General features: G+C 70.9%; 19 protein-coding genes. 12 read left to right on the top strand and 7 right to left on the bottom strand.

The window, feature by feature from the left end; genetic code table 11:
* Positions 1-57: 57 nt before the first annotated feature.
* Entirely contained in the window at positions 58-564 is a 507-nt protein-coding gene (locus tag AB0O28_RS37170; protein WP_363647285.1) for a hypothetical protein, read from the bottom strand.
* A 566-nt stretch (positions 565-1130) separates the two neighbouring features.
* Here AB0O28_RS37170 and AB0O28_RS37165 point away from each other — a divergent pair.
* The 7 genes from AB0O28_RS37165 (at position 1131) to AB0O28_RS37135 (ending at position 13259) form a co-directional block, all read left to right on the top strand.
* Entirely contained in the window at positions 1131-1712 is a 582-nt protein-coding gene (locus AB0O28_RS37165) for a DUF6879 family protein (RefSeq protein ID WP_363647284.1), read from the top strand.
* Between the two features lie 90 nt (positions 1713-1802).
* Positions 1803-2324 (top strand): DUF6082 family protein, encoded by a 522-nt coding sequence (locus tag AB0O28_RS37160; RefSeq protein ID WP_363647283.1) that lies wholly within the window; start codon positions 1803-1805, stop codon positions 2322-2324.
* A 320-nt stretch (positions 2325-2644) separates the two neighbouring features.
* Positions 2645-6616, top strand: a complete 3972-nt coding sequence (gene drmA, locus AB0O28_RS37155; protein WP_363647282.1) for a DISARM system helicase DrmA — start codon at positions 2645-2647, stop codon at positions 6614-6616.
* Positions 6616-8532 (top strand): DUF1998 domain-containing protein, encoded by a 1917-nt coding sequence (locus tag AB0O28_RS37150; protein WP_363647312.1) that lies wholly within the window; start codon positions 6616-6618, stop codon positions 8530-8532. The genes drmA and AB0O28_RS37150 overlap by 1 nt, the downstream gene beginning before the upstream one ends.
* Positions 8529-9281: a DISARM system phospholipase D-like protein DrmC gene (gene drmC / locus AB0O28_RS37145; protein ID WP_363647281.1), complete on the top strand. Its 753-nt coding sequence runs from the start codon at positions 8529-8531 to the stop codon at positions 9279-9281. Before AB0O28_RS37150 ends, drmC begins: the two co-directional genes overlap by 4 nt.
* 68 nt (positions 9282-9349) lie before the next feature.
* Entirely contained in the window at positions 9350-10888 is a 1539-nt protein-coding gene (locus AB0O28_RS37140) for a protein kinase (RefSeq protein WP_363647280.1), read from the top strand.
* An 88-nt stretch (positions 10889-10976) separates the two neighbouring features.
* Entirely contained in the window at positions 10977-13259 is a 2283-nt protein-coding gene (locus tag AB0O28_RS37135; RefSeq protein ID WP_363647279.1) for a DUF262 domain-containing protein, read from the top strand.
* A gap of 104 nt (positions 13260-13363) precedes the next feature.
* On the opposite strand, the gene AB0O28_RS37130 is transcribed toward AB0O28_RS37135, so the two are convergent.
* Genes AB0O28_RS37130 through AB0O28_RS37110 form a run of 5 tightly spaced genes read right to left on the bottom strand, consistent with a single transcriptional unit; the run spans position 13364 to position 18351 of the window.
* Positions 13364-14800, bottom strand: a complete 1437-nt coding sequence (locus AB0O28_RS37130) for a HAMP domain-containing sensor histidine kinase (RefSeq protein WP_363647278.1) — start codon at positions 14798-14800, stop codon at positions 13364-13366.
* Positions 14801-14854: 54 nt separating this feature from the next.
* Positions 14855-15544 carry a response regulator transcription factor gene (locus AB0O28_RS37125; RefSeq protein ID WP_363647277.1) on the bottom strand — a complete coding sequence of 230 codons (690 nt, stop codon included), beginning with the start codon at positions 15542-15544 and terminating at the stop codon, positions 14855-14857.
* 43 nt (positions 15545-15587) lie between these two features.
* Complete coding sequence (locus AB0O28_RS37120) at positions 15588-16172, bottom strand: hypothetical protein (RefSeq protein ID WP_363647276.1); 585 nt, start codon at positions 16170-16172, stop codon at positions 15588-15590.
* Entirely contained in the window at positions 16169-17431 is a 1263-nt protein-coding gene (locus AB0O28_RS37115) for an acyltransferase (protein ID WP_363647275.1), read from the bottom strand. Before AB0O28_RS37115 ends, AB0O28_RS37120 begins: the two co-directional genes overlap by 4 nt.
* 44 nt (positions 17432-17475) lie before the next feature.
* The gene (locus AB0O28_RS37110) at positions 17476-18351 is read right to left on the bottom strand and encodes an SGNH hydrolase domain-containing protein (protein ID WP_363647274.1); all 876 of its coding nucleotides are present in this window, start codon (positions 18349-18351) and stop codon (positions 17476-17478) included.
* Positions 18352-18514: 163 nt separating this feature from the next.
* Between AB0O28_RS37110 and AB0O28_RS37105 the strand changes: the two genes are divergently transcribed.
* Entirely contained in the window at positions 18515-18655 is a 141-nt protein-coding gene (locus AB0O28_RS37105; protein ID WP_363647273.1) for a hypothetical protein, read from the top strand.
* 61 nt (positions 18656-18716) lie between these two features.
* On the opposite strand, the gene AB0O28_RS37100 is transcribed toward AB0O28_RS37105, so the two are convergent.
* On the bottom strand, positions 18717-19733 hold the full coding sequence (locus AB0O28_RS37100; protein ID WP_363647272.1) for a LacI family DNA-binding transcriptional regulator: 1017 nt from the start codon (positions 19731-19733) through the stop codon (positions 18717-18719).
* Between the two features lie 209 nt (positions 19734-19942).
* On the opposite strand from AB0O28_RS37100, the gene AB0O28_RS37095 reads away from it, so the two are divergent.
* The 4 genes from AB0O28_RS37095 to AB0O28_RS37080 form a co-directional block, all read left to right on the top strand.
* Complete coding sequence (locus AB0O28_RS37095) at positions 19943-21898, top strand: beta-L-arabinofuranosidase domain-containing protein (RefSeq protein WP_363647271.1); 1956 nt, start codon at positions 19943-19945, stop codon at positions 21896-21898.
* 142 nt (positions 21899-22040) lie between these two features.
* Positions 22041-23756: a hypothetical protein gene (locus AB0O28_RS37090; protein ID WP_363647270.1), complete on the top strand. Its 1716-nt coding sequence runs from the start codon at positions 22041-22043 to the stop codon at positions 23754-23756.
* Between the two features lie 31 nt (positions 23757-23787).
* Positions 23788-25059 carry a sugar ABC transporter substrate-binding protein gene (locus AB0O28_RS37085; protein ID WP_363647269.1) on the top strand — a complete coding sequence of 424 codons (1272 nt, stop codon included), beginning with the start codon at positions 23788-23790 and terminating at the stop codon, positions 25057-25059.
* 67 nt (positions 25060-25126) lie between these two features.
* Positions 25127-25539, top strand: a 413-nt coding sequence (locus AB0O28_RS37080) for a sugar ABC transporter permease (RefSeq protein ID WP_363647268.1), incomplete at its 3' end; no start/stop codon positions are given.

The raw sequence follows: 25539 nt of genomic DNA, 5'->3' as shown, positions 1-25539 counted from the left end.
GCGGGGCTCTGCTTCGCTCGCCCGAGCGGCGGGCGGAGCAGGAGATCGGGCGTCGTCTCAGGGGCGCCAGTCGTCCTGGTAGTCGGTGTGCCAGTTGTACGCGGCGGCCTCCAGCCTCAGCAGGTGCTCCGCCTGGGCGTGCTCCTCGATCGCCAGATAGAGCTCGTGGACGAGCACGGACTCCAGGAAATCCACGCGGTCCCGCTTCGCGGTCAGATCCCGCTCCGCCTTGTGCCAACCGGGCTCCCCGGCGTCGGTGGCTTTGTGCGCCTGGTCCAGGCCCTCGTCGATGCGGGCACGCAGGAACGGGATCAGGTCCTCGGACAGGACCTCTGCCACACGCGCGCGGGACCGGCGTGCCTCGGTCATGATCTCGCGGTAGCGGGAGGTGAGCGTCGGCTCGTCGGTGCCCGCGGGTTCCGGCCGGGGGAGTCGCCACAGGAGTGTCCCTTTGTCGATCGGCTCACCGTCGCCGGCGGCGAGAGCGTCTCCGAGGAGTTCCGCCGCGAGCAGGGGCCGGTTGCGGACCAGCTCCAGGAGCGTCCCCCGATTGATGGTTGTCATGGCCAGGAGGTTACATGCAGTGATCGAGCGACCGCCAAGGGTGTCCGACGTGGCCTGAGGTGGTTTCCTTCCCTCCGGTGGAAGCCCTTTCCAACCGAGTGGGTCTTGACCATGCGATCACGGGTTACTTCGTTCCTCGGCCGGGCTCTTGCGGGTCATGTGAAGTCTGGTTTGTAGACGCAACGGCGGGATTTCCGGAACGACGCGCTCTCTATCGGAATGTCCTTAAATGGTGCGTTGATGGGGATCGATAAGGTTGAGTCTTGTCAGTGTGCTGGTGAGATGATATCGGTACGGCACGGCTGTCAATCGAAGGCGAGGAAGCGATGAGGGCTGTCCGGCGACTCGGTGCCACTCCTGTTGCGCGTGGTGATACGACATCCGTGAGTGGGTCTCCAGATATCCTTGAACTGGACGATGGAACTTTCGCCGTGATCGGAACGGATATTACGGAACGAATCGGCCTTCAGCCCATGCGAGACGCTCGTTGTGGTCCGGATGAGCGTATCGTCCAAATATCCCGCGCAACTCTTCTGGCAGCGAAGAAGGATATCCCGGACAGCTAGATGTATCCTCCACAATGGGTTACGAAGGCCGGTGAGCGGCTCGATCTCGAAGAGTTCGGTGAGCGCTTCGCGGCGGCGTGGTCGAGCCTCGAACGGCGTTTCCTCAAGGTCGAATGCTGGCAGTCGTACCATGAGCCGGGGCGCAACCGATCTCAGGAAGCCTACTACCGAGGCGACGCGGACCAGGCAGTAAACCTGCTGCGAAAAGAGGCGGAGGCGGACAAGCCGCTCTATGATGACATCCGAGAACGGGGCATCGAGTACGCGAGGATTCGCCTCGTACAAGAGCCGCTCACCATATATCTGCGCTATGAGATGCTGGCGTATCGCATCCGCGCGGAGATGGGGGAGAACATCGAGGTCGTACCCTGCGATCCTGTAAGGAGTCTTCCCGACGACGAGCTGTTCGACTTCCTGCTTTTCGACCGGTGCACGGCTCTTGTGCACGACTATGGCGATATTGGCTTGCAGGCAGGTGGCTGGCTGCTCCATGACGATGAGGCCCTGTCGCGATTGGAGCGAACGGCCATAGAACTTCGGCAGGTGGCGATGCCGTTCGAACATTTCTCCTCGCGCTTGTGACCTGCGCCGGAACTGATCGCACTCTTACTCCTTCCAGTCTCGGCGACGGGGCCGTAGACGGTGGTCGTTACGCTCGTTATGATCTTTCAAGTGCGTCGGCAGTGGGTGCGAGCTCTTCTTGGGTGCATCGTTCTGCTGCTTTCTGTTGCGGTTGTGGCGGTCAGTATCCTTCTTCCGGTTCTGCTCCTTGTGCGGTTGGATGACGAGGAGCTCGATCGCTGGTCGCAAATAGGTCAGGCTCTCACTCCCATCGGCATCTTCTTCTCGGGAATCGCCTTCGTTGTGATTGCTCTTACCTTTGTCTTGCAGGGGCGAGAGCTGCGGAACCAAAGAGAAGAGCTGTCCATCGCCAGGGAAGAGCAGGTGCGCAGCAGTGAGATCGCATTACGCGAACTGCACACTGCTCTCATCCGGATGGCGATCGATGACCCGGAACTCCGCCAGGTATGGCCGGAAATGGTTCCTGGCGTGCCCGGGACGAAGAAGGACCTCTACTGCAACCTCATCCTCAATTTGCAGAAGGTCGCCTACGAAACTCATACGATCGAACTGGCCGAGTTGCGTGGCGCTCTCGAGTTCCTGATGGCCAGTCCGGACATGTACGCCTTCTGATGGCGTAAGGCTCGGCAGGCACGGGTGGGGGTGACCGAAGGCGATGCCGGTGAGGACTTCTTCACCGCCGAGGTCGATCGAGCGTTCTCTCATGCCGCTCCCCCAGCAGGCAGAAGCCGCCTGAGCACGCTTCTCCACGCGCTGGCCCGGTCGGTCGCCGCATCCGCTCCTCGTCGAGGCCGGTGACGGGTCCGGCGACCGCGGGTGACCTCGCTCGGACGGGCGTGGGCAACCTTACGATCCGGCCACGCGTCATTCAGATGCTTATCAAGAGCAACTAACGTTGCGTCAAAGGTCAGGCGAGGAAGGACACCCCCCACGTGTTCGATCGGCAGGAGAAGCTGTTCGCTGCGGGAGCCGACCAGGGAGACCTGTTCGGCCCGGGAGACGACGCCGGGGAGGCGATCGCCGGCGGACAGGGGCGGCATCCGCTCGGCGTGCCGCAGGACTTCCCGCCGGTCACGTCGTTCGAGGTCAGGGGAGAGTTCCAGAAGCTGGTCGAACGCGACCTGCTCGGGCCGTACGACGGCGAATTCGAGGAGCTGCCGCCGAAGGCGATAGGCCCGCGCGAGCGCTACCTGGTCGGCATGCTCGGCCCGAAGCCGTCGCCGAAGCGGGTCGCGGAGAACGCCGGCGAGCTGCCCGACACCGAGATCGGCGCGGAGGGCGACGGCGCCGAGGGCGAACTGCCGGACGTGCTGACCCCGCAGAACCTCGGCCGCCTGTGGGCCTCGTCCATGGGCATGTCGTTCGCGGTGCCCGCCGGCCTCGACGCGCTCGCGGTGACCGCCCGCTGGGGGCAGTACGCCAAGGTCGAGACCCAGATCGAGGACGCCGCGGGCAAGCCGCGGACCGAACGGATCTGGGGGCGCAGGCCGGTCGAGCACCGCATGACGATACGGCTGGGCGAGGCCACGCAGAAGCTCCCCCTCACGATGGAACGTGCCGACGAGCCCGGCGTCCTGCTCGCGGTGGCCGTACGGCCCCGGCCCGAGGGACGGCGGGTCGTCGAGCTGACGCTGATCAACCAGCAGATCGAGCCGGACGCCAACGCCGACACCGCGTGGCTGTTCCAGGCCGAGCTCGCCGCCGCCGCCCCGGCGCGCGAGCCAGCGGACGTCTTCCTGCCGATCGACGACCCCCTCGACGGCGCCCCCCTCGACGGCGCCCCTCTCGACGGCGCCCCTCTCGACGGGGCCCGGAACGACACCGGCCAGGAGGACCTGGAGGACAGGCACCTGCGGCTGCTCTACCGGAACGAGCGCAGGTATGCCGTCGGCCGCAACGTCGCCGTGCACGCGGCCGTCCCTCCCGGCGAGCGGCGGGCGACGGAGCTGCGCACCACCTGGCTGCCCTACTACGACGTCCCCGCGACGGTCGCGCCGGTCGGGGAGGGCACGCCCCTCGCCGGCGTGGAGCTGTCGATGGACGCCCTCGCGGACGCCTCGCCCGAGGCGCTCGCCGCCGGGCTGACGCCGCTCGCGGACGGCTACGCGGCCTGGCTGGACGAGCAGGAGCGGCAGATCCCCGGGCTGCCCGAGCCGCTGCGCGAGGCCGCCGAGGTCGCCGTGGGCAGGGCGCGGCGGGCCGCCGAACGCATCCGTGCCGGAATCGCCCTGCTCACGCGGACCACGGCCGACCGGCACGAGCAGGCCCTCGCGGCGTTCAGGTTCGCCAACGAGGCGATGGCGCTGCAGCGGCGCCGTACGGCGGTGGCGAAGCTCCGCGACGAGCAGGGGCTGAGCTACGAGCAGGCCATGACCGAGGTGGACGCGCAGGGCGCGAAGGCGGCGTCGTGGCGGCCGTTCCAGCTCGCGTTCATGCTGCTCAACCTGCCGTCGCTGACCGACCCCGCGCACCCGGAGCGGGCGGCGGACCACAAGGCCACCGTCGACCTGCTGTTCTTCCCGACCGGTGGCGGCAAGACCGAGGCCTACCTCGGCCTCACGGCGTACACGTTCGCGATCCGGCGGCTGCAGAAGATCGTCGGGTCCGGGACGGAGGCGCGCAGCGGCCTCGACGGCGTGGCGGTGCTGATGCGCTACACACTGCGTCTGCTCACCGCGCAGCAGTTCCAGCGGGCCGCCGCGCTGGTGTGCGCCTGCGAGGCGCTGCGGCGCGACGATCCCGGGACGTGGGGCGAGGAGCCGTTCCGCATCGGGTTGTGGGTGGGAAGCGCGGTCTCGCCGAACTGGTTCGGGGACGCCAGGGACCAGATCCAGGAGGCAAGGGAGGCCCCCGACAGCCGCAAGACGAACGTCCTGCAGACGCTGTCGTGCCCGTGGTGCGGCGAGAAGCTGGTCGCGGGCGTCAACCTCGACCTCGACGAGGACCGCCGGCGCGTGCTGCTCTACTGCGGGCGCGGCAGCGAGGGCGACGCCGAGCCCTGCCCGTTCTCGCGGCTGGGGGAGGACCGCATGCTGCGTTCCCTGACGTCCGTCGCGAGTGCGGATGAGGCGTACGCGCGGCGCGAGGGGCTGCCGATCCTCACGGTGGACGAGGAGATCTACCGGCTGGCGCCGAGCCTGGTCATCGCGACCGTCGACAAGCTGGCGCAGCTGCCGTGGCGCGGCTTCGCCGGGCACCTGTTCGGCCGGGTGAGCCGGCGCTGTCCCCGGCACGGCTACCGCCACGACGACATGGACGACCAGATCGGCTGCGGCGGCCGGCACAACGCCAAGGGGCGGCTGCCCAAGGTCGAGAGCCGCCCGGTGATCAGGCTCCGGCCGCCGGACCTGATCATCCAGGACGAGCTGCACCTCATCTCGGGCGCGCTGGGCACCGTGGTCGGCCTGTTCGAGTCCGCGGTCGACGAGCTGTGCACGTGGACCGCAGGCGGCGCGCGGACCGGGCCGAAGATCATCGCGTCGACCGCGACGACCAAGCGGGCCGACCGGCAGGTGCTCGGCATCTTCGGCCGCGAGCTCGCCGTGTTCCCCCCGCAGGTCATCGACGTCGCCGACACGTTCTTCTCCCGGCAGGTGCCGGTCACGCCGCAGAACGCCGGACGGCGTTACCTCGGTGTGTGCGCGCACGGCGTGCGCCTGAAGTCGGCCGAGATCCGGCTCGCCGAGATCCTGCTGCTGGCCGGCCAGACGCTCTTCGACCGGTACGGCGAGCCCGCCGACCCGTACATGACGCTCGTCGGCTACTTCAACGCCACGCGTGAGCTGGCGGGCATGCGGCGTTACCTGGACGACGACGTCACGACCAGGATCCGCATGCACGGCAGGCGCAAGAAGCTGTCCAACCGGCTGCTGAGCCGTACGGACCTGCTGACCGTCGTCGAGCTCACCTCGCGCATCTCCTCGGGCGACATCAGCGAGGTGCTCAAGCAGCTGGAGATCGCGTTCGATCCCGAGCTGGACACATCGCGGCGGACACGGGAGTCCAGGGAGGAGATCGCCGAGGTCCTGCGGGAGAAGGACGAGTCGAAGCGGCGGCGGGCGCATCCGCTGGCCGATCGCTACCGGGCGCTGCGCAGCTCGCGGTCCGCGCGGCTCCCCGTCGACGTCGTGCTCGCCACGTCGATGCTGCAGGTCGGCGTCGACGTGTCCCGGTTCGGGCTCATGGTGGTGACCGGCCAGCCGAAGAACACCGCCGAATACATCCAGGCGTCCTCCCGGGTCGGCCGCGACGTCGAGCGTCCCGGTCTCGTCGTCACGCTGTACAACTGGTCACGGCCGCGCGACCTGGCGCACTACGAGGACTTCGAGCACTACCACGCCACCTTCTACCGTCAGGTGGAGGCGCTGTCGGTCACGCCGTACACGGCGCGGGCGCTCGACCGGGGCACGACCGCGGCGTTCGTCGCGGCCGTGCGCAACGTGGAGGAGGCGCACTCGCGCAACCGCGACGCGGAGGACGTGGATCTCAACGGTGATGTCGTGACCCGCATCGCGGACCGGATCGTGGCGAGAGCGGAGGTCGTCGGCGGCCCGCGCGCGCGACAGGCCGTCGACGAGCGGCTCAAGACGCTCGTCGACCTGTGGAACGCGGCCAAGAACGGCCCCGCGCGGCTCGGCTACGAGCGGAAGAAGGGCCACGCCAAGGAGATCGTCGACGGCCTGCTGCGCCGGGCGGGCAACGGCCCCTGGGACAGGCTCACGGTCGGCAACTCGATGCGGGAGACGGAGAACGAGATCAACCTGCTCCTGCCGGGGAACGACGAGATCTTCCTCGGGCCGGTGGGCGCTCCGGAGTGGGGCTTCCCCGGGAGCGCAGGGGACGGCGACGACGAGCCGGTGGGCGACGAGATGGGCGTGACCGCCCTCGATGGAAAGGGCAAGTGATGGCGGGGTACTCCTCTTATCGGCGCCGGGTCGGCGCGGTGCGGCCCAGCCATCTGATGTTCACCTCGGGGGTGGGGTCGCTCGTCGATCTGCCGAACTTCTCGGTGCTGGTGAAGGGGCTCGACGACTGGCAGTACCGGGCCCCCGCGGACCTGGAGCACAACCCCGCGCTCATCACCGAGCCCCGGCTGCTGTCGGCCGTACAGTCGCTGCTGAGCAAGACCGTGCGCGAGCTGCGTCCCGCGCCCTGGCTGCCGGGCACCGACACCAACCCGAACGGCGAGGCCGCCAGGACCGGGGTGCCGGTCGTGCCGTTCCCCGGGTGGATGCGCTGCACGGCCTGCAACCTGCTGGCGCGCGTCGACTCCCGGGCGTTCGGGTTCGAGAACGACAAGCCGAGCAAGCCGCACGAGGCGAAGTTCTTCCACGAGTGCGGCAAGGGCAACAAGAAGCGCCTCGTCGTCGGCGCCCGCTTCGTCCTGGCCTGTACGGACGGCCACCTCGACGACTTCCCCTACCTGGAGTTCGTCCACGAGGGCCGCCCGTGTGAGAAGGCGGCCAAGCCGAACCTGGTGATGGAGGACCGCGGCGGCAACATCGGCGCGAACGTGCGCATCAAGTGCCAGCGCTGCGGCGCGGACCGCAACATCCGGCAGGCGATGGGCAAGCGTGGCAGGGACCGCCTGCCGGGCTGCCGGGGCCGCCACCCGCATCTCGGGACGTTCTCCGCATGCGGGGAGAAGCCGTACGTGCTGGTGGTGGGCGCGTCGAACCAGTGGTTCGCGCAGACCCTGTCGGCCCTCGCCGTGCCCAGGGCGGGGGTGAGCGAGCTGGACGCCCAGGTCGCGAAGTTCTGGGCCAACCTCCAGCTCGTCAACGGCATCGACATGCTGCCGTTCATGCGGTCGATGCCGCCGCTGTCGTTCGAGTTCGAGAAGTGGGGCGACGAGGAGCTCTGGGCGGCCATCGAACGGCGGCGCGGGGAGCAGGCCACCGGGCAGGACCAGGGTCCCGAGAGCTACCCCGACCTGCTCACCCCCGAGTGGGAGCTCTTCTCCGGCCCGGCGCTGCCGCCGCCGAGCGACGACTTCACCGCGTACCGGGACCAGGACGAGCCCGTTCCGCCGCTGCTCAAGGGTTTCTACTCCGACATCGTCCAGGTCGAGCGGCTGCGCGAGGTGCGCGCCATGATCGGCTTCACCCGGCTCGACGCCCCCGACCCCGAGGACCCGACGCTGGTCAAGCGGGTGCCGCTCTCCCGGTCCAAGCCCACCTGGGTGCCGGCGAGCGAGGTGCGCGGTGAGGGTGTCTTCCTGCGGCTGCCCGAAGACCTGCTGCTTCGGTGGGAGACGCAGGTGGAGAACTCCGAGGCTCTGCGGCTGCACAAGGAGGCGTACGGCCGCTTCCGGGAGTACCGCTACTCGGCCCGCACCGGCCAGCCGTTCGACGAGTCCACCAGGTACGACTACTGGCCCCTGCCGCGTTACTACGTGCTGCACACGCTGTCGCATCTGCTGATCCGTACGATCGCGCTCGAGTGCGGCTACAGCTCCGCCAGCCTCGCGGAGCGGATCTACGCGGGGACGTCGGAGGACGACAAGCGCTCCGGAATTCTGATCTACACGGCGGTGCCGGACGCCGAGGGCACGTTGGGCGGCCTGGTGTCGCTGGCCCGGCCCGACGAGCTGGTCCGGCTGACCAAGCGGGCGCTCACCGGGGCGATGAGCTGCTCGTCCGACCCGCTGTGCTCCGAACGGCTGCCGCGCACGCCGGAGGACTTCCTGCACGGCGCGGCCTGCCATGTGTGCCTGTTCGTCTCCGAGACCACGTGTGAGCGCGGCAACCGGTTCCTCGACCGCAGGTTCGTGGTGCCGATCGGCGACCCGGCCCTGGCGATCTATCCCGAACTGCCGTGACGGACGCGTTCGAGAAGGCGGCGGCCGACGCGGTGGAGCGCATCGGGCCCGTGCACCTGCGGACCCTGGCCGACCGGATCGCCGAAGGCGGCCCCGGAATCGCCGACGCGGTGCCGCTGCCGGATTTCCCCGACGCCGCCCGCCGGGTGCTGGCCGCCCTGGCGTCCGTACGGATGCCGGCGGGGGAGGCGGCGGTTTACCTGCGGGGAGTGGCGGCGGGGTACGAACGGCACCGTGCCACGGCCACGGTGGAGTCGGTGTGGACCGGTCCGGCGACCCATGCCGTGCCCGTTCGCTCCACGGCGCAGGTGCTGGTCGACCTGGTGAACGAGGCGGCGCGTGAGCTGGTCCTCATGACGTACTCGGCCGCGCCGTACGAGCCGCTGCTCGGCGCGCTCTCGGCGGCGGCCGGGCGCGGTGTGACGGTGCTGGTGGTGGTGGAGACCCTGCAGGGTGCGGGATCGGCGTTGAACGGCCCGGAGCCCGCGCACGCGTTCGCCGGTGTGGAGGGCGTGCAGGTGTGGCACTGGCCGGTGGGCGAGCGCACGGAGCCTGGCGCGAAGATGCACGCCAAGCTCGCCGTGGCCGACCAGCGGGTGCTGCTGGTGTCGAGCGCCAACCTGACCCAGTCGGGGGTGTCGAGGAACATCGAGGCGGGCTTGCTGGTGCGCGGCGGCACGGCCCCGCAGCGGGCCGCCCAGCACGTGGCCCGCCTGCGTGCCCGCGGCGTCCTGCGCCGCCTGAGCTGAAGAGGAGCCGCCGGCGACGGGGAGGCGGGGGATGGGGCGATGCTGAGAGTGGGAGAGATGGGGCGAAGGTGAAGATCATTGGTGGGCGGTACGAACTCGACCCGAACTCGCGCCGTACGGGCGGGATGGGGGAGGTCTGGTTCGGCTACGACAAGCGGCTCGACCGGCCGATCGCCATCAAGTTCATCCGGGTGGACCGTCGGCCCGACGGGAAGCCCGACGACGAGCTGACCAAGCGTTTCGTCCGCGAGTCCCGCATCACCGCACGGCTGGAGCATCCCGGGGTGCCCGCCGTCTACGACTGCGGGACGGACGGCGACGACCTCTACCTGGTGATGCAGCTCATCAAGGGCAACCCGCTGACCGACCTCATCGCCGAGGTGGAGGAACTGCCGGTGAGCTGGGCCGCGGCGATCGCCGCCCAGGTGTGCTCGGTGCTGGCCGTCGCCCACGCCAACTCGCTGGTGCACCGGGACCTCAAGCCCGCCAACCTCATGCTGTGCGGCGACGGCATGGTCAAGGTGCTCGACTTCGGGGTGGCCGCCGCGCTGTCCCCGTCGGCCACCAAGCTGACCGCGACCGGCGTCATCATCGGCACGGCGGAATACATGGCGCCCGAGCAGACGATGAGCGGCACCACGAGCCCGCAGACCGACCTCTACTCGCTCGGCGTGATCCTCCACGAACTGCTGACCGGCGAGAACCAGTTCGCCGCCGGGACCGCGCTGGCCTGCATGCGCAGACACGTGGACGAGCCGCCGCGGCCCGTGCGGGAGCTGCGCGCGGACGTCCCGGAGAGCCTCGAACGGCTGATTCTCCGGCTGCTCGCGAAGAAACCCGAGGACCGTCCGTCCGGCGCGGCCCTGGTCTACGAGCGGCTGCTGCCGTTCTGCCGCGACCTGCCGCCCCTGCCGGGCTTCGTCGACGACGGCGCCGCTCACCCCGTGCGAATGTACGCCACCGTTGCCGGGCGCATCTCCACGACGCCGTCCGCGCCCGAAGCGCGCGCCCCGAGGTCCGCCCCGCGACCCGAGCCGGAGACGTCCGCGCCCCGGGCTCCGCGTGCCCGGGACGTGGCCCACCTGCGGAAGGAGGCGGGCGCGCTCAAGGCCGAGTCCCGCTTCCGGCAGGCGGCCGAACTGCTTGCGGAGGCCGTACGTGCCGCGGAACCGGCCGACGACGACGCGCTGGAGCTGCGCATCGAGCTGGCCGACGTGCTCTTCCTCGGCGGCGACTACCGGCAGGCCGCGTCCGAGTTCCGGGGCCTGGCCGCAGACCTGGCCACACACAGAGGCGAGGACGATCATCTCGTCCTACGGTTCCGCCTGATGGAGGCCAACTGCCACGCCGCGCTGGGCGACACGGCGCTCGCGCTCGGCCAGCTGCGCCGGCTGCTCGCGGACGAGGAGCGGCTCGGGGTCGACGAGGACCGGATCCTGGAGCTGCGGCGTCGCATCGGGCTGCTGGAACTCGGCGCGGGCGACCGCGCCCGGGCGGGGCGCACCCTGCGCGACCTGCTGCCGGATCTGGAACGGAGGTACGGCCCGGGGCACCCGAACGTGAGCAGGGTCAGGGAGCTGCTCGACGGCCTCGCCGCAGCCCGCTGAATCGTTACCTGACCGCCTGAAACCCGGGCGAGTGCGTGCCTACAGTGAAGCACCGAAGATCGTCAAGAATTCGACAAGGGACGGACTGTTGGCCACGCTCTCTGTGCTCCTCCACCAGATCGACGACGGCACCGTGCTCCTCCCCGAGTTCCAGCGCGGGTACGTGTGGAACCGCGACCAGGTCCGCGGGCTCATGCGCTCGCTGTACCGCGGCTATCCGGTCGGCGGTCTCCTGCTGTGGGCGACCGAGCCCGAGATGGCCGCCGTACGCGGATCCACGACCGGTGGAGGGGTGCGGCTCCTGCTGCTCGACGGACAGCAGCGGATCACCTCGCTGTACGGAATCATGCGCGGCAGGCCTCCGGCCTTCTTCGACGGGGACCCCTCCGCCTTCACGGGCCTGCGGTTCAACGTCGAGGACGAGACGTTCGAGTTCTACGGCCCGGCGAAGATGCGCGACGATCCGCGCTGGGTGGACGTGACCCGGCTGTTCGTCGAGGGGCTGGAGCCGTTCATCGGCGCGTTCGCGCAGCACCCGGATACGTTCGCGACCTACATCGCCCGGCTGAACACGCTGAAGAACCTGGAGAATCGCGAGTTCCACGAGGAGAAGATCACCGGTCCGGACAAGAACGTCGACGTCGTCGTCGACATCTTCAACCGGGTCAACTCCGGCGGGACCGCGCTGTCCAAGGGCGATCTCGCCCTGGCCAAGATCTGCGCGCAGTGGGCGCCCGCCCGGCAGGTCATGCGCGACCACCTGAACCAGTGGCAGGCGCAGGGGTTCGACTTCTCGCTCGACTGGCTGCTGCGCAACATCACCGCCGTCGCCACCGGACGTGCCGTCTTCACCGCGCTCGACACCGTGACGGACACCGAGTTCGAGACGGCCCTGACCAAGTCGGTGGGGTACGTGAACACCCTGCTCGGTGCGGTGTCCGGGCGGCTGGGGCTCGACCACGACCAGGTCCTCATGGGCCGCTACGCGATCCCCGTCGTCTCCCGCCTGCTCCACCTCACCCCGGGCGGCACCTTCCTCGACAGCGCGCACCGCGACAGGGTGCTGTTCTGGTACGTGCACGCGGCGCTGTGGGGCCGCTTCGCCGGCTCCACCGAGACGATCCTGGCGCAGGACTACGACACCGTGGAACGTTCCGGAATCGACGGGCTGATCGCGTCCCTCGAACGGTGGCGTGGCGGCAACCTGGAGGTCCGGCCGCACGACTTCGAGGGCTCGACCCGCGGATCGCGGTTCTATCCGCTGCTCTACATGCTCACGCGCGTGCACGGCGCCCGTGACTTCGGCAGCGGGCTGGAACTGCACGCCGAGATGCTCGGCAAGCTGACCTCGCTGCAGGTGCACCACGTCTTCCCCAAGGCGCTGCTGTACAAGGCCGGGTACGACCGCGTGCACGTCAACGCCGTCGCCAACTTCTGCTTCCTGACCCAGAACACGAACCTGGCGATCGGCAAGCGGGAGCCCGAGGACTACTTCGCCGAGGCCGAGGACAAGCACCCCGGCGTCCTCGCCTCGCAGTGGATTCCGATGGACCCCGACCTGTGGCGGGTGGACCGGTATCTCGACTTCCTGGAGGCCCGGCGCGAGCTGCTCGCCCGGGCCGCCCAGTCGTTCCTGTCGGGGCTGGGCAAGGGATCCGTACCGATCGTCGCCGAGGAACTGCGTCCGGTGGCCGTCGTGGCCGACGAGCAGGACGACGTACGGACCGCGCAGATCAAGGCCATGGTCGAGGAGCTGGTGCGGCTGGGGTGCGCCGAGCCGGCGCTGGACGCCGAGATCGCCGATCCGGCGACCGGCAGGGCGCTCGCGATGGCCGAGGCGTACTGGCCCGGCGGGCTCCAGTCTGGCCAGGGCAAGCCGGTCGTGCTGGAGCTGGACCCGGAGGTGGCCGACCTGCCGAGGCTCGAAGAGCTGGGATACGAGGTCTTCACGTCGGTGGACGCGCTGCTCGGCTACGCGGCGCGGCGCAACGAGACGGCGGCGGGGGACGAGCAGAAGCAGACCCCGCAGGAGCCCGCCGAGCCGCCCACCCCGGCCGGCGATCCCGTGCACGTGGAGTTCGACGCGGCCATGCGGTCCGTCTACGACAGGGCGCGCAGCGAGGCCAACTACCACGCCTCCTACTTTCTCAGCATGCTGGCCGAGCACGGCAGCCTGACGACCGCCCGCAAGCTGCTGCGCTCGCCCGCCGTGTCGGACGGCTTCGCCGCGCTGTGGGAACGCGGGCGGCTCGACCTCACGGTCGAGGCCCTGGTCGTGCAGCCGAGGTTCGCGGAGTTGTTCACGCCCGAAGAGGTCGAGGTCGCCCGGCACCGCCTCGGACAGTTCGGCTGGAGCACCGCGGTCGCCTGACCCGCCGGCGGTGTGGATCGTGGATGAGCCCCTCGTCGTACCTGCCGATTCTCGATCACCAGGCCATCGCCTGATGCTGCGCGAGCAGCGGATGGAGCCGGGTGTCAGGGCGGGTTCCGGGGCAGCGTGAGAGTGAACACCGCCCCTCCGCCCGGCGCGTTGGCGGCGGTGAGGGCGCCACCGTGCAGGCGCGCGTTCTCGGCGGCGATGGCGAGACCGAGGCCGCTGCCCTCGCTGCGGGTCCGGGCCGCGTCGCCCTTGGTGAAGCGGTCGAAGACGTGCGGCAGGACGTCTTCGGGGATGCCGGGCCCGCCGTCGGCGACCGTGATCACGAGGTGGTCGTCCTCGGCCCGAGCCCGGACGTCCACCGGTACGGACTCGCCGGCGTGGCGAAGGGCGTTGCCGATGAGGTTGGCGAGGACGACGTCGACGCGCCGGGGGTCGAGCCGGGCGCGTAACCCCGGCGGCACGTCGGCGCCGACCCGGTCCTGCCAGTGCCGCACGGTGAGCGTCTTGCCGACGAGTTCGCCCACGTCGATCTCGTCGAGATCCAGTACGGCGGCGCCCGCGTCGAAGCGGGAGATCTCCATGAGGTCCTCGACCATGCGGACGAGCTTGTTCGTCTCGCCGGCGACCAGTTCCAGCGCCTCGGCGGCCTCGGGGTCCAGCCGCCCGGAGACGGCGTCCTGGTGGAGCACGCCGGTGACGGCGGTCATCGCGGCGAGCGGCGTGCGCAGTTCGTGGGAGACGTCGGCCGCGAAGCGGCGTGCCCTGGCCTCCATGGCGCGCAGTGCGGCGGCGTCGGCCTGGAGGGCGGCGGCCATGGTGTTGAAGGTGCGGCCGAGGTCGGCCAGTTCGTCGTCACCGGTGACACGGATCCGGGTGCCGAGGGCGCCGGCGGCCATGTTCTCGGCGGCGGAGCGCAGCCGCCTGACCGGGCGCAGGACGCGGCGGGCCGCGAGCAGCGCGGGGACGACGGACAACAGCACGACGGGCAGCACGCCGGCCCGCGCGGCCGCGACGAGGGTGGCGACGTCGCGCTCCTGGTCGGCGAGCGAGAAGGACGCGTAGACGACCAGCCCCGAGGGCTGTGCCGGCCGGTCGGCGCGCGTGACCGGCAGAGCGACGGCGAGCCAGGGTACGCCGGCATGGTGGAAGCGCTGCACAAGGGCGGTACGGGCCGTGGAGGCGGCCTCGCGCAGTCGCCCGGGCAGGACGGGCGCACGTCCCGCGGCGAAGATCGGGGCGCCGCCGCGGTAGGCGACCGCGGTGCGCCAGTCGCGGGAGACGCCGGCCCGGTCGAGCTGAAGCGCCAGAGCGCGCAGGTCCGCCTCGGCGGGTGCGGCCGGCAGGTCCGGGGCCAGCGAGCCGACCTGGGTGCGCAGGTGGTGCACGGTCGTGTCCCTGGCGCGGTCCAGGATCGCGGTGCGGGCCTGCCGGAAGGTCAGGGCGGCGACGGCGAGCGCGCTGAACGCCGAGACCAGGACGAACGCGACGACGAGGCGGGTGCGCAGGCCCCGCCGGACGAGACGGCGGCTCACAGGCGGCTCACAGATGTCCCACCGGGGTCGCGCCGGCGCGTCTGCCCGGCGTCTTCACAGCGGTCCGAAGCGGTAGCCGAAGCCGCGCACGGTCTGGACGTAGCGGGGGTTCCCATGGTCGTCCTCGATCTTGGCGCGCAGCCGCTTCACGCACGCGTCGACGAGCCGGGCGTCCCCGTAGTAGCTGTGTTCCCACACCGCTTCGAGGAGTTGCCGGCGGCTGAACGTCTGTCCCGGGGCGGCCGACAGGAACAGCAGGAGCTTCACCTCGGAGGGAGCGAGCACGAGTTCTCTGCCGTGCTTGCACACCCGCACCGCCGTCCCGTCGATCTCCAGGTCGCCGTACAGCAGGGGGCCGTCGCTGCCGGGTGAGGATTGCGTAGGGGCGACGCGGCGCAGCACCGCGCGCATGCGCGCCTCGATGACCTCGCCACTGGCGGGCTTGACGATGTAGTCGTCGGCGCCCGCCTCCAGGCCCACGACGACATCCACGTCGTCGCCGCGCGCGGACAGGATCACGATGGGAACCTGGCTGGTCTCGCGGATGCGCCGGCACGTCTCCAGGCCGCTCATGCCGGGCAGCATCAAATCCAGCAGCACGATGTCGGGCGCGAACGGGGCGAGCGACTCCATCCCGTCCTCGCCCGTGGCGACCGCCTCCGTCTCGTGTCCGTTGCGCCGCAGCCCCAGGGTGACACCGCGGCGTACGGCCGGGTCGTCCTCGATCAGCAGGACGCGTGTCATGGTCCAGCTCACTCCTCTCACTCGGCGGAACGCCGCACGCCGGTCAGCGGGCCGTGGGTGCCGCCGCCGGGACGGCGGCACCGGTCTCGTCGCACTTCACCTTCCACGGCCCTCCGGCCAGGCCCGGCTCATGGATCCGGACCCGCACCTCAGGAGGGGGTTTCCCGCCGGGGATCCCCGGCGCCGCGGCGGCCGTGCACACCAGCTGATCCACCGCCACATGGTCCAGCTCGGACACGAGCCAGGGCAGGTGGAGGTCCACGGTCCCCGGCCCCGTCGCTTCGGCCCGGACCCGGTGTTTTCCGGGCGGCAGCGCGGTGACCAGTCCGCGCTCCCGCTCGCCGGGGGTCGGCCCGGCCAGCAGCGTGTCCAGCGCGGTCTGCGGTCCGGCACCGGCGGGTACGGCACGGGCGACAGGCCAGGCACCGTTGGGGGCGATGAAGTACACCCGCATCCAGTGGGCGGCGTCGGCGGTGCGCGCTCCGACGGCGGGTGCGCCGGCCGGTGCCGGACCCGTGTCCGGGACGCCGCAGCCCGCGAGCACACAGGACGCGAGCACACAGGACGCGAGCATGCGGGACGCGGGCATGCGGGGCACGGGCATGCGGATCTCGGACCTCCGTGTCACGGTGTGATCAGCCGTTCGACGTCCACGGTCCCCGCGCCGGGATCCGGTCGCGGCACGGTCCCCCACACGCTCGCCGCCACGGCGACCGCCGCGGTGAGCGCCAGCAGGCCCCGGCGCCCGGTCGTCCACCGGGCCCGGAACCGGACCGGATCCTCCACGAGAACCTTCGTCACCCATGCGGCCAGCAGCGACACGCCGATCGCCACGGCCGTGCGCCCCCACCCGCCGATGCCGAGCACCGGCCGGGGGAGCAGCAGATACACCGGCCAGTGCCACAGGTACAGGCCGTAGGATAGCTCCCCGAGCGTGCGCGGTACGGCGCTGCCCGCCAGCCGCCCGGCACGGCCGCCGGCGTTCCGGGCGAGGAGCCCGATGAGCGCGGCGCAGGCCGCGGAGTGCGCGAACAGCCCGCCCCGGAAGAGGCAGGGCGCGTTCTGACCGCCCGTCAGCACCCAGGCGGCGCCGATGCCGCACGCCAGCGCCGCACACACTCCGTCAGCCACCGGCGCCGGGACGCGGGCGAGCAGGCGCCGGATCGGCGCCGTGACCGCAAGCGCGCCGAGCAGCAGTGAGAACGCCCGTGTGTCGGTGCCCTCGTACGCGCGCGTCGTGTCCACGGCCCCGCCGTAGCGCAGCATCAGCGCGAGCGATACGAGCGCCCCCGCACCGGCGAGGGCCGCGACCCGCCGATGACCACGGCGGTGACCGTGCCGGCCCCGCCCGGCGAGCGCCACGACCACCGGCCAGGCCAGGTAGAACTGCCACTCGACGGCGATGCTCCACAGGTGGGCGAAGACGCGGGTGCCGGACGCGTTCCAGTAACCGATCTGCTCGACGATGAAATGCCAGTTCACCGCCTGGACCGCGGCCCACGGCGCGTCGTCGAGCGCGAAGCGCAGGACGTACGGCGAACCGAAGGTCCAGGCGAGCAGGACGGCGGCGACGCACACCAGGGCCAGCGCGGGCAGCAGGCGACGTGCCCGCCGCGCCCAGAACGCGGTCAGGACGATGCGGCCCCGTGTCGTCGACTCCTCCACGAGGAGACCGGTTATCAAGAAGCCTGACAACACGAAGAATAGGTCCACGCCGAGAAAGCCGCCTTCCAGGTGACCGGCGTGGAAGAGCAGGACGGCGACGACGGCCAGCCCGCGCAGTCCGTCGAGCGGGGCGATGCGGACGGTGCGGGAACGGCCGGGAGCGGCGGCGGCGCGGGAGCCGGGTGCGCGCCTGGGAGCGGACGCGGACGCGGACGCGGACATGACGGGACCGGGGCGGGGAGAGGCGTCATCGGGCACGGGGCGGCTCAGCTGCATCCGAGCTTGCCGTACCGCTCGTCCGCGGTCCACGACCCGGTCGCCCACGTCGCCGGCGCGGCCGGGGTGAACCCGTACGCCTCGCCGAGCCGGTCGGTGAACCACTTGGCGAAGGCGGCGGAGCCCTGCTGGCACGAGTGGATGCCGTCGGCCGAGCGCTGAGCCTTCCCACCCCTGGCATCGGTGCCCCACAGTACGGAGGAGTCGAGGAATCGCACCATGCGCCCCACTGCGCCGTCCACCGTGCCGTCCACCGTGCCGCCGCCGCGGTCGGCGACCGCTTCGGCGGCCTTCGGCGCGCTCGCGATCGAGCCCGCGTGCTTGGCGTAGAAACCGTCGATCCTGAAGGGCGGAGCCGAGACGATCACCAGCTCGGCCCCGGCGTCCCGCGCGGTCTGCGCGAGCTTCGCGTACGAGGCTCGCTGCTGCCCGGCGCTGCCCCAGTCGTAGGTGGTGATCTGATAAGCGATCACGTCAGGGCGGAACGACTCGATGGTCTTCGCGAGGTTCTTCCAGGTGATCTCGGCGATCGGTCCGGTCATGGCGTCGCCCTCGACCACCGTGCCACCGCCGTCGGACGTCGCGTCCCTGAACGCCTGCCCGCTCGCCTTGAGTGAGGCCTCCAGAGGCGGCGCCTCGGAGCCGGCGATGGAGTCGCCCATCCAGAGAACTCTTCTGCCCGCCTGGGCCTCCTCGGTGGCCCTCGTCTTCGCGCCGTCGTCCTCGCCGCCGTCCGCCCCGCAGCCGCTCAGCACGGCGCCGGTCACGGCCGTGACGACGAGGAGAGCGGCGATCGCGACCGGCCGGCGGTGACGGCGGGCGCAGTCGTGAGGCCGGGTCTCGTGGAAAGCGGTGTCCTTGTCCATGCCGTCAGGCAATCACCGCGCAGGGCCCGTAATCGGCGCGGTCATCGATCGGTCACACAACGACCGGAGGACGGTCACGCCCGCGCCGCGCCGGGCATCGCCGCGATGATTCGTCGCAAGCGTCTGGAAGTCCCTGCACCGCGGCCGTGAGGACTGGGACGACATGCTCGGCTACCTGCGTGACGGGGCGGGCAGGAACACCGGGAGCAGGAAGTCGATCACCTACTGGGCCGGGCAGGGCTTCGCGACCGGCGACCCCGGCGCCTGCAACACGTGGACCGCGCCGTCCGCCACGGTGACCTGACCACGTCCGGCACCGGCCGTCCCGCCGCGCGGCGGGACGGTCCGCCTCTGCCCGGCAGATCTCAGGGCAGCGGGACCGCGCTCGACTCGCGGACGACGAGGTGACACGGCAGGGCGTGCCGGCCGGGGGAGGGGGAGCCGTTGATGGCGGCCAGGAGCATCTCCGCCGCCGACCGGCCGAGCCCTTCGAGGTTCATGTCGACGCTGGTCAGCGGCGGCTGGCAGCCCTCGGTCATGACGTCCCAGTTGTCGAAGCCGACGAGGGCGACGTCCTGGGGGACGCGGCGGCCCGCGGCGCGCAGCGCGTCGCACACGCCGCGTGCGATCTGATCGCTGCCGCAGAAGACGGCGTCGAACTCCGTCCGCCCGGCCAGCAGGATGCCGACGGCCTGGCGTCCCCACGCCTCGCTCCAGCCGCCGAACAGCGGCGGCGCGGCAGGTTCGAGCCCCTCCTGCGCCAGCCGCTCCAGCGCGGCCGCCGCGCGGACTCGGGCCGAGTTGTGGTGCTCCGGCCCGGTGACGTGCGCGATCCTGGTGCGGCCGACGGCCAGCAGATGCTCGACGGCCTTGCGGGCGCCGCCCGTCTCGTCCGGCACCACCGAGCAGTCGCCGGGGTCGGCCGAGCTGATGAAGGCGTACACCACCGGCACGGGCAGGTCCGCGGCGATGGGCGTGCGCGCCTCGGTCCGCCGGCCGGTCACGATGATCCCGTCGACCCTGCGGCTGAGCAGCGTCCTGACGTAGTACTGCTCCCGGATCGGGTCGTCCCGTCCGTCGCAGAGGAAGACCGACATCTCACCGGCGCCCAGCGCGTCCTCCGCGCCGATGAGCACCGGGATGCTGAAGCGGCCGATCGTGTCCGTCGTGATCATGCCGACCGTGTAGGTGCGGCCCGAGTGCAGGCTGCGGGCACCGGCGTTCGCCTCGAAGCTGAGCTGCCGCGCGGCCTCCCGGACGCGCATGCGGGTCTCCTCCCGCAGTGATCCGCGTCCGTTGAGCGCCTTGGAGGCCGTGCCCACCGACACCCCGGCCAGTGCCGCGACGTCGGCGATCGTGGCGTGACGCTCCAGTTTTCCCACGTTTCCTCCACTTTCCGCTGGCGTTGCCTCGGCCCACTCTATCGCCGGGCCGTTCCATGCGACGCTCCCCGGTTACACGGGCGAAACCTGCTATTGACGGTCCAGGAGGGCGTTGATAGCTTTCCGGCAACCGTTTTCCTAGTTTTCCTTCGCGTGGCCGTCTCCGGCGGAGTCTCGCACGTTCCCGCGTACGACACGAGAGATCAGGAATGACCCAGCAGAAGCTGTCAGAAACCGTCCAGGCCGCGGCCGGACTCCAGGAGGCCGCCGGGCCCGTGGCCCCGACCCCGGCGGCCCTGTCCGCGCTGCGGCCGCTCGGCCTCGGCCGGGTCCGGTTGGGGGAGGAGGGCCTGCTCGGGCGGTGGCGGAGGCGCAACGCCGAGGACACGCTGCCGCACTGCGTGGACAACCTTCACGGCAGCGGCAACATCGGCAACCTCCGCACCGCGGCGGGCGAGTCCGAGGGCGAGTTCGCCGGCATGTGGTTCGCCGACTCCGACGTCCACAAGACCCTGGAGGCGGCGGCGTGGCAGCTCGCGGCCTCGCCCGAAGACGCGGGCCTGCGGTCGTTCGTCGACGACACGACCGCGCTGCTCGCCCGCGCCCAGCAGGCGGACGGCTACCTCAACTCCTACTTCACCGTCGTCGCGCCCCAGGACCGGTGGGCCAAGCCCGACTGGAGCCATGAACTGTACTGCGCGGGCCACCTCATCCAGGCGGCCGTCGCGGCGGGCCGCACCGGCGCGAGCGACGCGCTGGTGACCCTGGCCCGGCGTTTCGCCGACCTGCTGGTGGAGCGGTTCGGCCCGGACGGGGTGGAGGAGGTCTGCGGACATCCCGAGATCGAGACCGCACTCGCCGAGCTGTACCGGCTGACCGGCCACCGGCCCTACCTGGACCTCGCACGGCGCTTCCTCGACCTGCGCGGGCGCGGCCTGCTCGGCCACGGCAGGTTCGGCCCGCGCTACTACCAGGACCACCAGCCCGTACGCGAGGTGCGGGAGGTCACCGGGCACGCCGTACGCCAGTTGTACCTGCTGGCCGGGATGGTCGACGTGGCCGTGGAGACCGGCGACCTGTCGCTGCTGAACGCGGCGGAGCGATTGTGGGAGGACGCCGTCCACAGGCGTACCTACGTGACCGGGGCGCACGGGTCGCGACACCGCGACGAGGCGTACGGCGACCCGTACGAGCTGCCGCCCGACCGGGCCTACGGCGAGACCTGCGCGGCCATCGCGAGTTTTCAGTGGAACTGGCGGCTGCTGCTGGCGACCGGCCGGGCCCGCTACGCCGACGAGATGGAGCGGGTGCTCTACAACGCCTTCGCCGCCGCCGTCTCGTCCGACGGCAGGCACTTCTTCTACTCCAACCCCCTGCAGGTCCGCACCGGGCACGCGAGCGCGGGTGAGGAGGCGGCGGCGCGGCGGCTGCCCTGGTATTCGTGCGCCTGCTGCCCGCCGAACATCGCCAGGCTCATGGCCTCGCTGCCCGGCTACCTGGCGACGGCCGACGACGACGGCCTGTGGATCCACCTGTACGGCGACGCCTCCTTCGACGCCCCCGGAGGGCGCCGCGTGGAGATGCGCACGGCCTACCCCTGGCAGGGCCGCATCGAGCTGGAGATCGCCGAGGCGGGGACCGGACAGCCGTGGACGCTCGCGCTGCGCGTGCCGGGCTGGTGCGACGCGTACACGGTGAGCATCGGCGGCGAACCGGTGCGGGCGGCCGCGCGGGACGGCTACGTCCGGCTCACCCGCGCCTGGACCCCGGGCACCACCGTCGTCCTCGACCTCGGCATGCCCGTCCGCCAGGTCACCGCGCACCCCCGGGTCGACGCGGCGCGCGGCTGCGTCGCCCTGGCACGCGGCCCGCTCGTGTACTGCCTGGAGCAGGCCGACCTGCCGCACGGCACGGTCCTCGAGGACGTGCGGCTGGACCCCGGCGCTCCGGTCACACCGGATCACCGGGAGGACCTGCCGGACATCCCGGTCGTCCTCACCGCCACGGGGCTGGTCGCCGACGCCGGCGGTTCGCTGTACACCGCCGGAGCCAGGCGGGAGCGGACGGGCACGCCGCTCACGCTCACGGCGGTGCCGTACTTCCTGTGGGGCAACCGGAGCGAGGGCCCGATGCGGGTCTGGATCCCGGTCGCCGCCACCGGATGACCGCGGCGGGCCGGCCCGGCCGAGGTCCGCTCCGGTCCGGCCCGCGCGCATGAGAACGTCCACGGCGTCCGCCGGCTCGGGGAGGACGGTCTCCGCTTCACCTCCTGCTCACCCCCCACCCGCAGAAAAAACGAGGTAGTGCATGCGCAGACCCCGAAACCCGGCGATACGCGCGATCGGCCTGACGTCGGCGTTGCTAGGCGCGGTCCTCGGCCTCCCCACGACGCCGGCCGAGGCGGCGGGCGCCACCCTCACCGTGAACGTCGCCCAGCCCTTCCGGCCCGTCACCCACGTCGCGGCCGGCGGCCTGTACGGCCTGGCCGAGAACGGCCGCCCGGCCGACTCCACGCTGCTGCCCCTGAAGCTCAACTCGCTGACGCAGCCCGCCCCCGGCGTGGGGCAGCGGCCCAACGGCCAGCCTCCCGGCGGGGACTCCCTGCTCGTGGCCCAGCAGGCCACCCGCGCCGGGGCCGGGGAGCTCATCCGGATGCCGGACATCTATCCCGACTTCCCCTACAAGTGGGTGAGCTGGAACGACTGGCTGGCCAAGGTGGACACGATGGTCCGCGCCCGTCTCAACGCGACCACGGTGACCAACGTCATCGGCTGGGAGCTGTGGAACGAGCCCGACTGGACGTGGAACACCTCCGCCGCCGGGTCCTTCAACGACGGCTGGACGCGCACCTTCCGGGCCGTGCGGGCGCTGGACGCCACGACGCCCATCGTCGGCCCGAGCACCTCCTACTACAACCGTTCCTGGTTGTCGTCGTTCCTGGGCAGCGCAAAGGCGGCGGGCACGCTGCCCGACGTCGTCTGCTGGCACGAGCTGGGCGACCCCACCGCCATCGCCGCCCACATCGCCGACTACCGCGCGCTGGAGTCCTCGCTCGGCATCAGCCCCCGGCGCATCGCGATCAACGAGTACGCCGCGACGAGCGAGGTGGACGTCCCCGGCCGGATCGCCAGCTACGTCGCCAAGTTCGAGCGCGCCGGCGTCGAGATGGCCCACCGCGCGTTCTGGTACGAATACGGCACCATGAACGGTCTGGTGGTCAACAACAACCAGCCGACCGGCACCTGGTGGCTGTACAAGTGGTACGGCGACATGGCCGGCCGCATGGTCGCCACCACCCCGGCCACCCAGACCGGGCTGGACGGCTTCGCCTCCTACGACTCCACCCGGAAGATCGTCAACGTGGTCTTCGGCAACGAGTCGGGCACCAACACGGTCCGCGTCACCGGCATCGGCGCGCTGGGTTCCTCGGTGCGGGTGACCCTGCAGTCGGCCCCCGCGGGCGGCAGGTTCACCGCCGTGACCGCGCCCACGACCATCTCGACGAGCACGTACGCCGTGAGCAACGGGCAGATCGCCGTCTCGGTGCCGAACATGTCGGCGACGAGCGCCTACAACCTGGTGATCCAGCCGGTCGGCGGCGTGCCGTCCTACCAGCAGCGCTACGAGGCGGAGAACGCGGCCGTCTTCCGCGCCCAGCGGCTGACCGGCTCCAGCGCCTCCGAGGGCGGCTACGTCGGCCGCATCGACAACAACAACGGCAACCACGGCACCGACAGCTACGTCGACTTCGTGGTGAACGTGCCCACGGCCAGGGCGTACACGATGACCATCGGCTACGCCAACGCCACCGGGGCGACCGCCACGCAGGGCCTGGCGTACAACGGCGGCGCCTGGACGACGGTCAGCTACCCGCCCACCGCCGCGTGGGGCCAGTTCGGCGCCACGACCGGCACCACGGTGAATCTGCAGGCGGGCTACAACGTGATCCGCCTGGCCAAGGGGTCCCCCAACTTCGCCGGCGGCACCGGCTACGCCGAGCTGGACTACATCCAGCTCACCTGAGCCCCGCCGGCCCACTGAAAGGAACAACGACATGGAAAGCCTCGACAAGAGCCGGCGCATCGCCGGACTGGGCCTGGCGGCCCTCGTAGTCGCGGGCGGGCTCACCGCGTGCTCCGGGTCGTCGGACGGCGACTCCCAGGCGGGTGCGAGCCAGGCCGCCGGGGGTGGGACCTACACGATCTGGGATCCGTACCCGCAGTTCGACGGCTCCTCGGAATGGGTCAAGCTGCTCACGCAGTGCGGAACGCAGGCCGGGGTCACGGTCGAGCGGACGGGCTATGACACCACCGATCTGACGAACAAGGCGCTGCTGGCGGCCCAGCAGGGCAACTCGCCGGACGTGCTGATCGTGGACAACCCGGTGGTCTCTACGCTGGCCGAGGCGGGAGTGCTCACCTCGACCGACGAGACGAAGATCGACACCTCGGCCGTCTCTCCGAACCTGCTCGCGGCCGGCCAGCTGGGCGGCAAGACGTACGGCATCCCGATCGGGGCCAACACGCTCGCGCTGTACTACAACAAGGAGGTGCTGAAGAAGGCGGGGGTGGAGGCCGATGGCATCACCGACTGGGCGTCGCTGACGGCGGCGCTGGAGAAGGTGAAGGCGGCCGGGAAGAAGGGCATCACGTTCTCGGCGATCGGCACCGAGGAGGGCAGTTTCCAGTTCCTGCCCTGGTTCTGGGGCTCCGGTGCGAACCTCACCAAACTGGACTCGCCCGAGGGTGTGGCGGCGTTGTCGTTGTGGGCCGACTGGGTGAAGAAGGGCTACGCCCCCAACTCGGTGATCAACAACACGCAGACCACGAGCTGGCAGGAGTTCGCGACCGGGGACTTCGCGTTCGGGGAGAACGGCACCTGGCAGCTCGCCAACGCCAAGAAGACCGGCTTCGACTACGGCATCATCCCGATCCCCGCCAAGGACGGCGGCACCGCCCCCGCCCCCACGGGCGGCGAGTTCGTCACCGTCCCCGCGCAGAAGGACGCCGCCCGGTATGTCGCCTCGCAGAAGCTGGTGACGTGCCTGGCCAGCACCGGCAATTCGCTGACCACCGACACGACGTTATCGTACATCGCGCCGACGGAGGAGGTGCAGGCCAAGCAGGTCGAGCAGAACGCGGAGCTGAAGGTGTGGGTGGAGGCGGTCAAGGCGGCCAAGGGCCGCACCAGCGACAACCTCGGCACGAAGTACCCGAAGATCTCCGAGCCGATGTGGAAGGCGATGCAGGCCGCCCTGAGCGGGTCGCAGCCGCCGCAGGAGGCGCTGGCGGCCGCCCAGACCGCGGCGGCGAGCGCCGTCCAGTAGCGTCGCGCGGGCCCGGGACGTCTTTCTCCGGGCCCGCCCCTGGTCGTGAATCGGTCGTGAGGAAAGCATGAAACACGCAACACAGACGCCGGCCCCGCCGACGGGGGAGAACCGGCGTGGACGGGACCCGGCGCCGCAGGCCGCGGGCGGCCGCCGCGCACCCGTACGGCGATCGGGACAGTGGGCGGCGTGGGCGTTCCTCGCCCCCGTCGTCGTCTATCTGCTGGTGTTCTACGCCTATCCGTTGTATCGGAACGTGGATTTGAGTCTGCGGAACTACACGGTGCGGTCGTTCGTGCAGGGGGACGCGCCGTTCGCCGGGTTCGCCAACTACGCCAAGGTGTTCGCCGACACGACGTTCGGGCCGGCGTTGTGGCACACGGTGGTGTTCACGGTGGTGTCGCTGGCCTTCCAGTTCACGATCGGGCTCGCCCTGGCCGTGTTCTTCAGCCGGAACTTCCGGCTGTCGGCGACGTTGCG

Source organism: Microbispora sp. NPDC088329, from assembly GCF_040685655.1.
In the GTDB taxonomy this organism is placed as follows: domain Bacteria; phylum Actinomycetota; class Actinomycetes; order Streptosporangiales; family Streptosporangiaceae; genus Microbispora.
The sequence above is the reverse complement of the archived record's forward strand: the minus strand, read 5'-3'. Positions and strand labels throughout refer to the sequence as shown.

Bases quoted from the DNA above. Each gene is read 5' to 3' on its own strand.
- AB0O28_RS37105 (WP_363647273.1), top strand. From the start codon at position 18,515: ATGCTCGGCTACCTGCGTGACGGGGCGGGCAGGAACACCGGGAGCAGG.
- AB0O28_RS37085 (WP_363647269.1), top strand. From the start codon at position 23,788: ATGGAAAGCCTCGACAAGAGCCGGCGCATCGCCGGACTGGGCCTGGCG.
- AB0O28_RS37115 (WP_363647275.1), bottom strand. From the start codon at position 17,431: ATGTCCGCGTCCGCGTCCGCGTCCGCTCCCAGGCGCGCACCCGGCTCC.
- AB0O28_RS37110 (WP_363647274.1), bottom strand. From the start codon at position 18,351: ATGGACAAGGACACCGCTTTCCACGAGACCCGGCCTCACGACTGCGCC.
- AB0O28_RS37165 (WP_363647284.1), top strand. From the start codon at position 1,131: ATGTATCCTCCACAATGGGTTACGAAGGCCGGTGAGCGGCTCGATCTC.
- AB0O28_RS37095 (WP_363647271.1), top strand. From the start codon at position 19,943: ATGACCCAGCAGAAGCTGTCAGAAACCGTCCAGGCCGCGGCCGGACTC.
- AB0O28_RS37125 (WP_363647277.1), bottom strand. From the start codon at position 15,544: ATGACACGCGTCCTGCTGATCGAGGACGACCCGGCCGTACGCCGCGGT.
- AB0O28_RS37150 (WP_363647312.1), top strand. From the start codon at position 6,616: ATGGCGGGGTACTCCTCTTATCGGCGCCGGGTCGGCGCGGTGCGGCCC.
- AB0O28_RS37090 (WP_363647270.1), top strand. From the start codon at position 22,041: ATGCGCAGACCCCGAAACCCGGCGATACGCGCGATCGGCCTGACGTCG.
- AB0O28_RS37170 (WP_363647285.1), bottom strand. From the start codon at position 564: ATGACAACCATCAATCGGGGGACGCTCCTGGAGCTGGTCCGCAACCGG.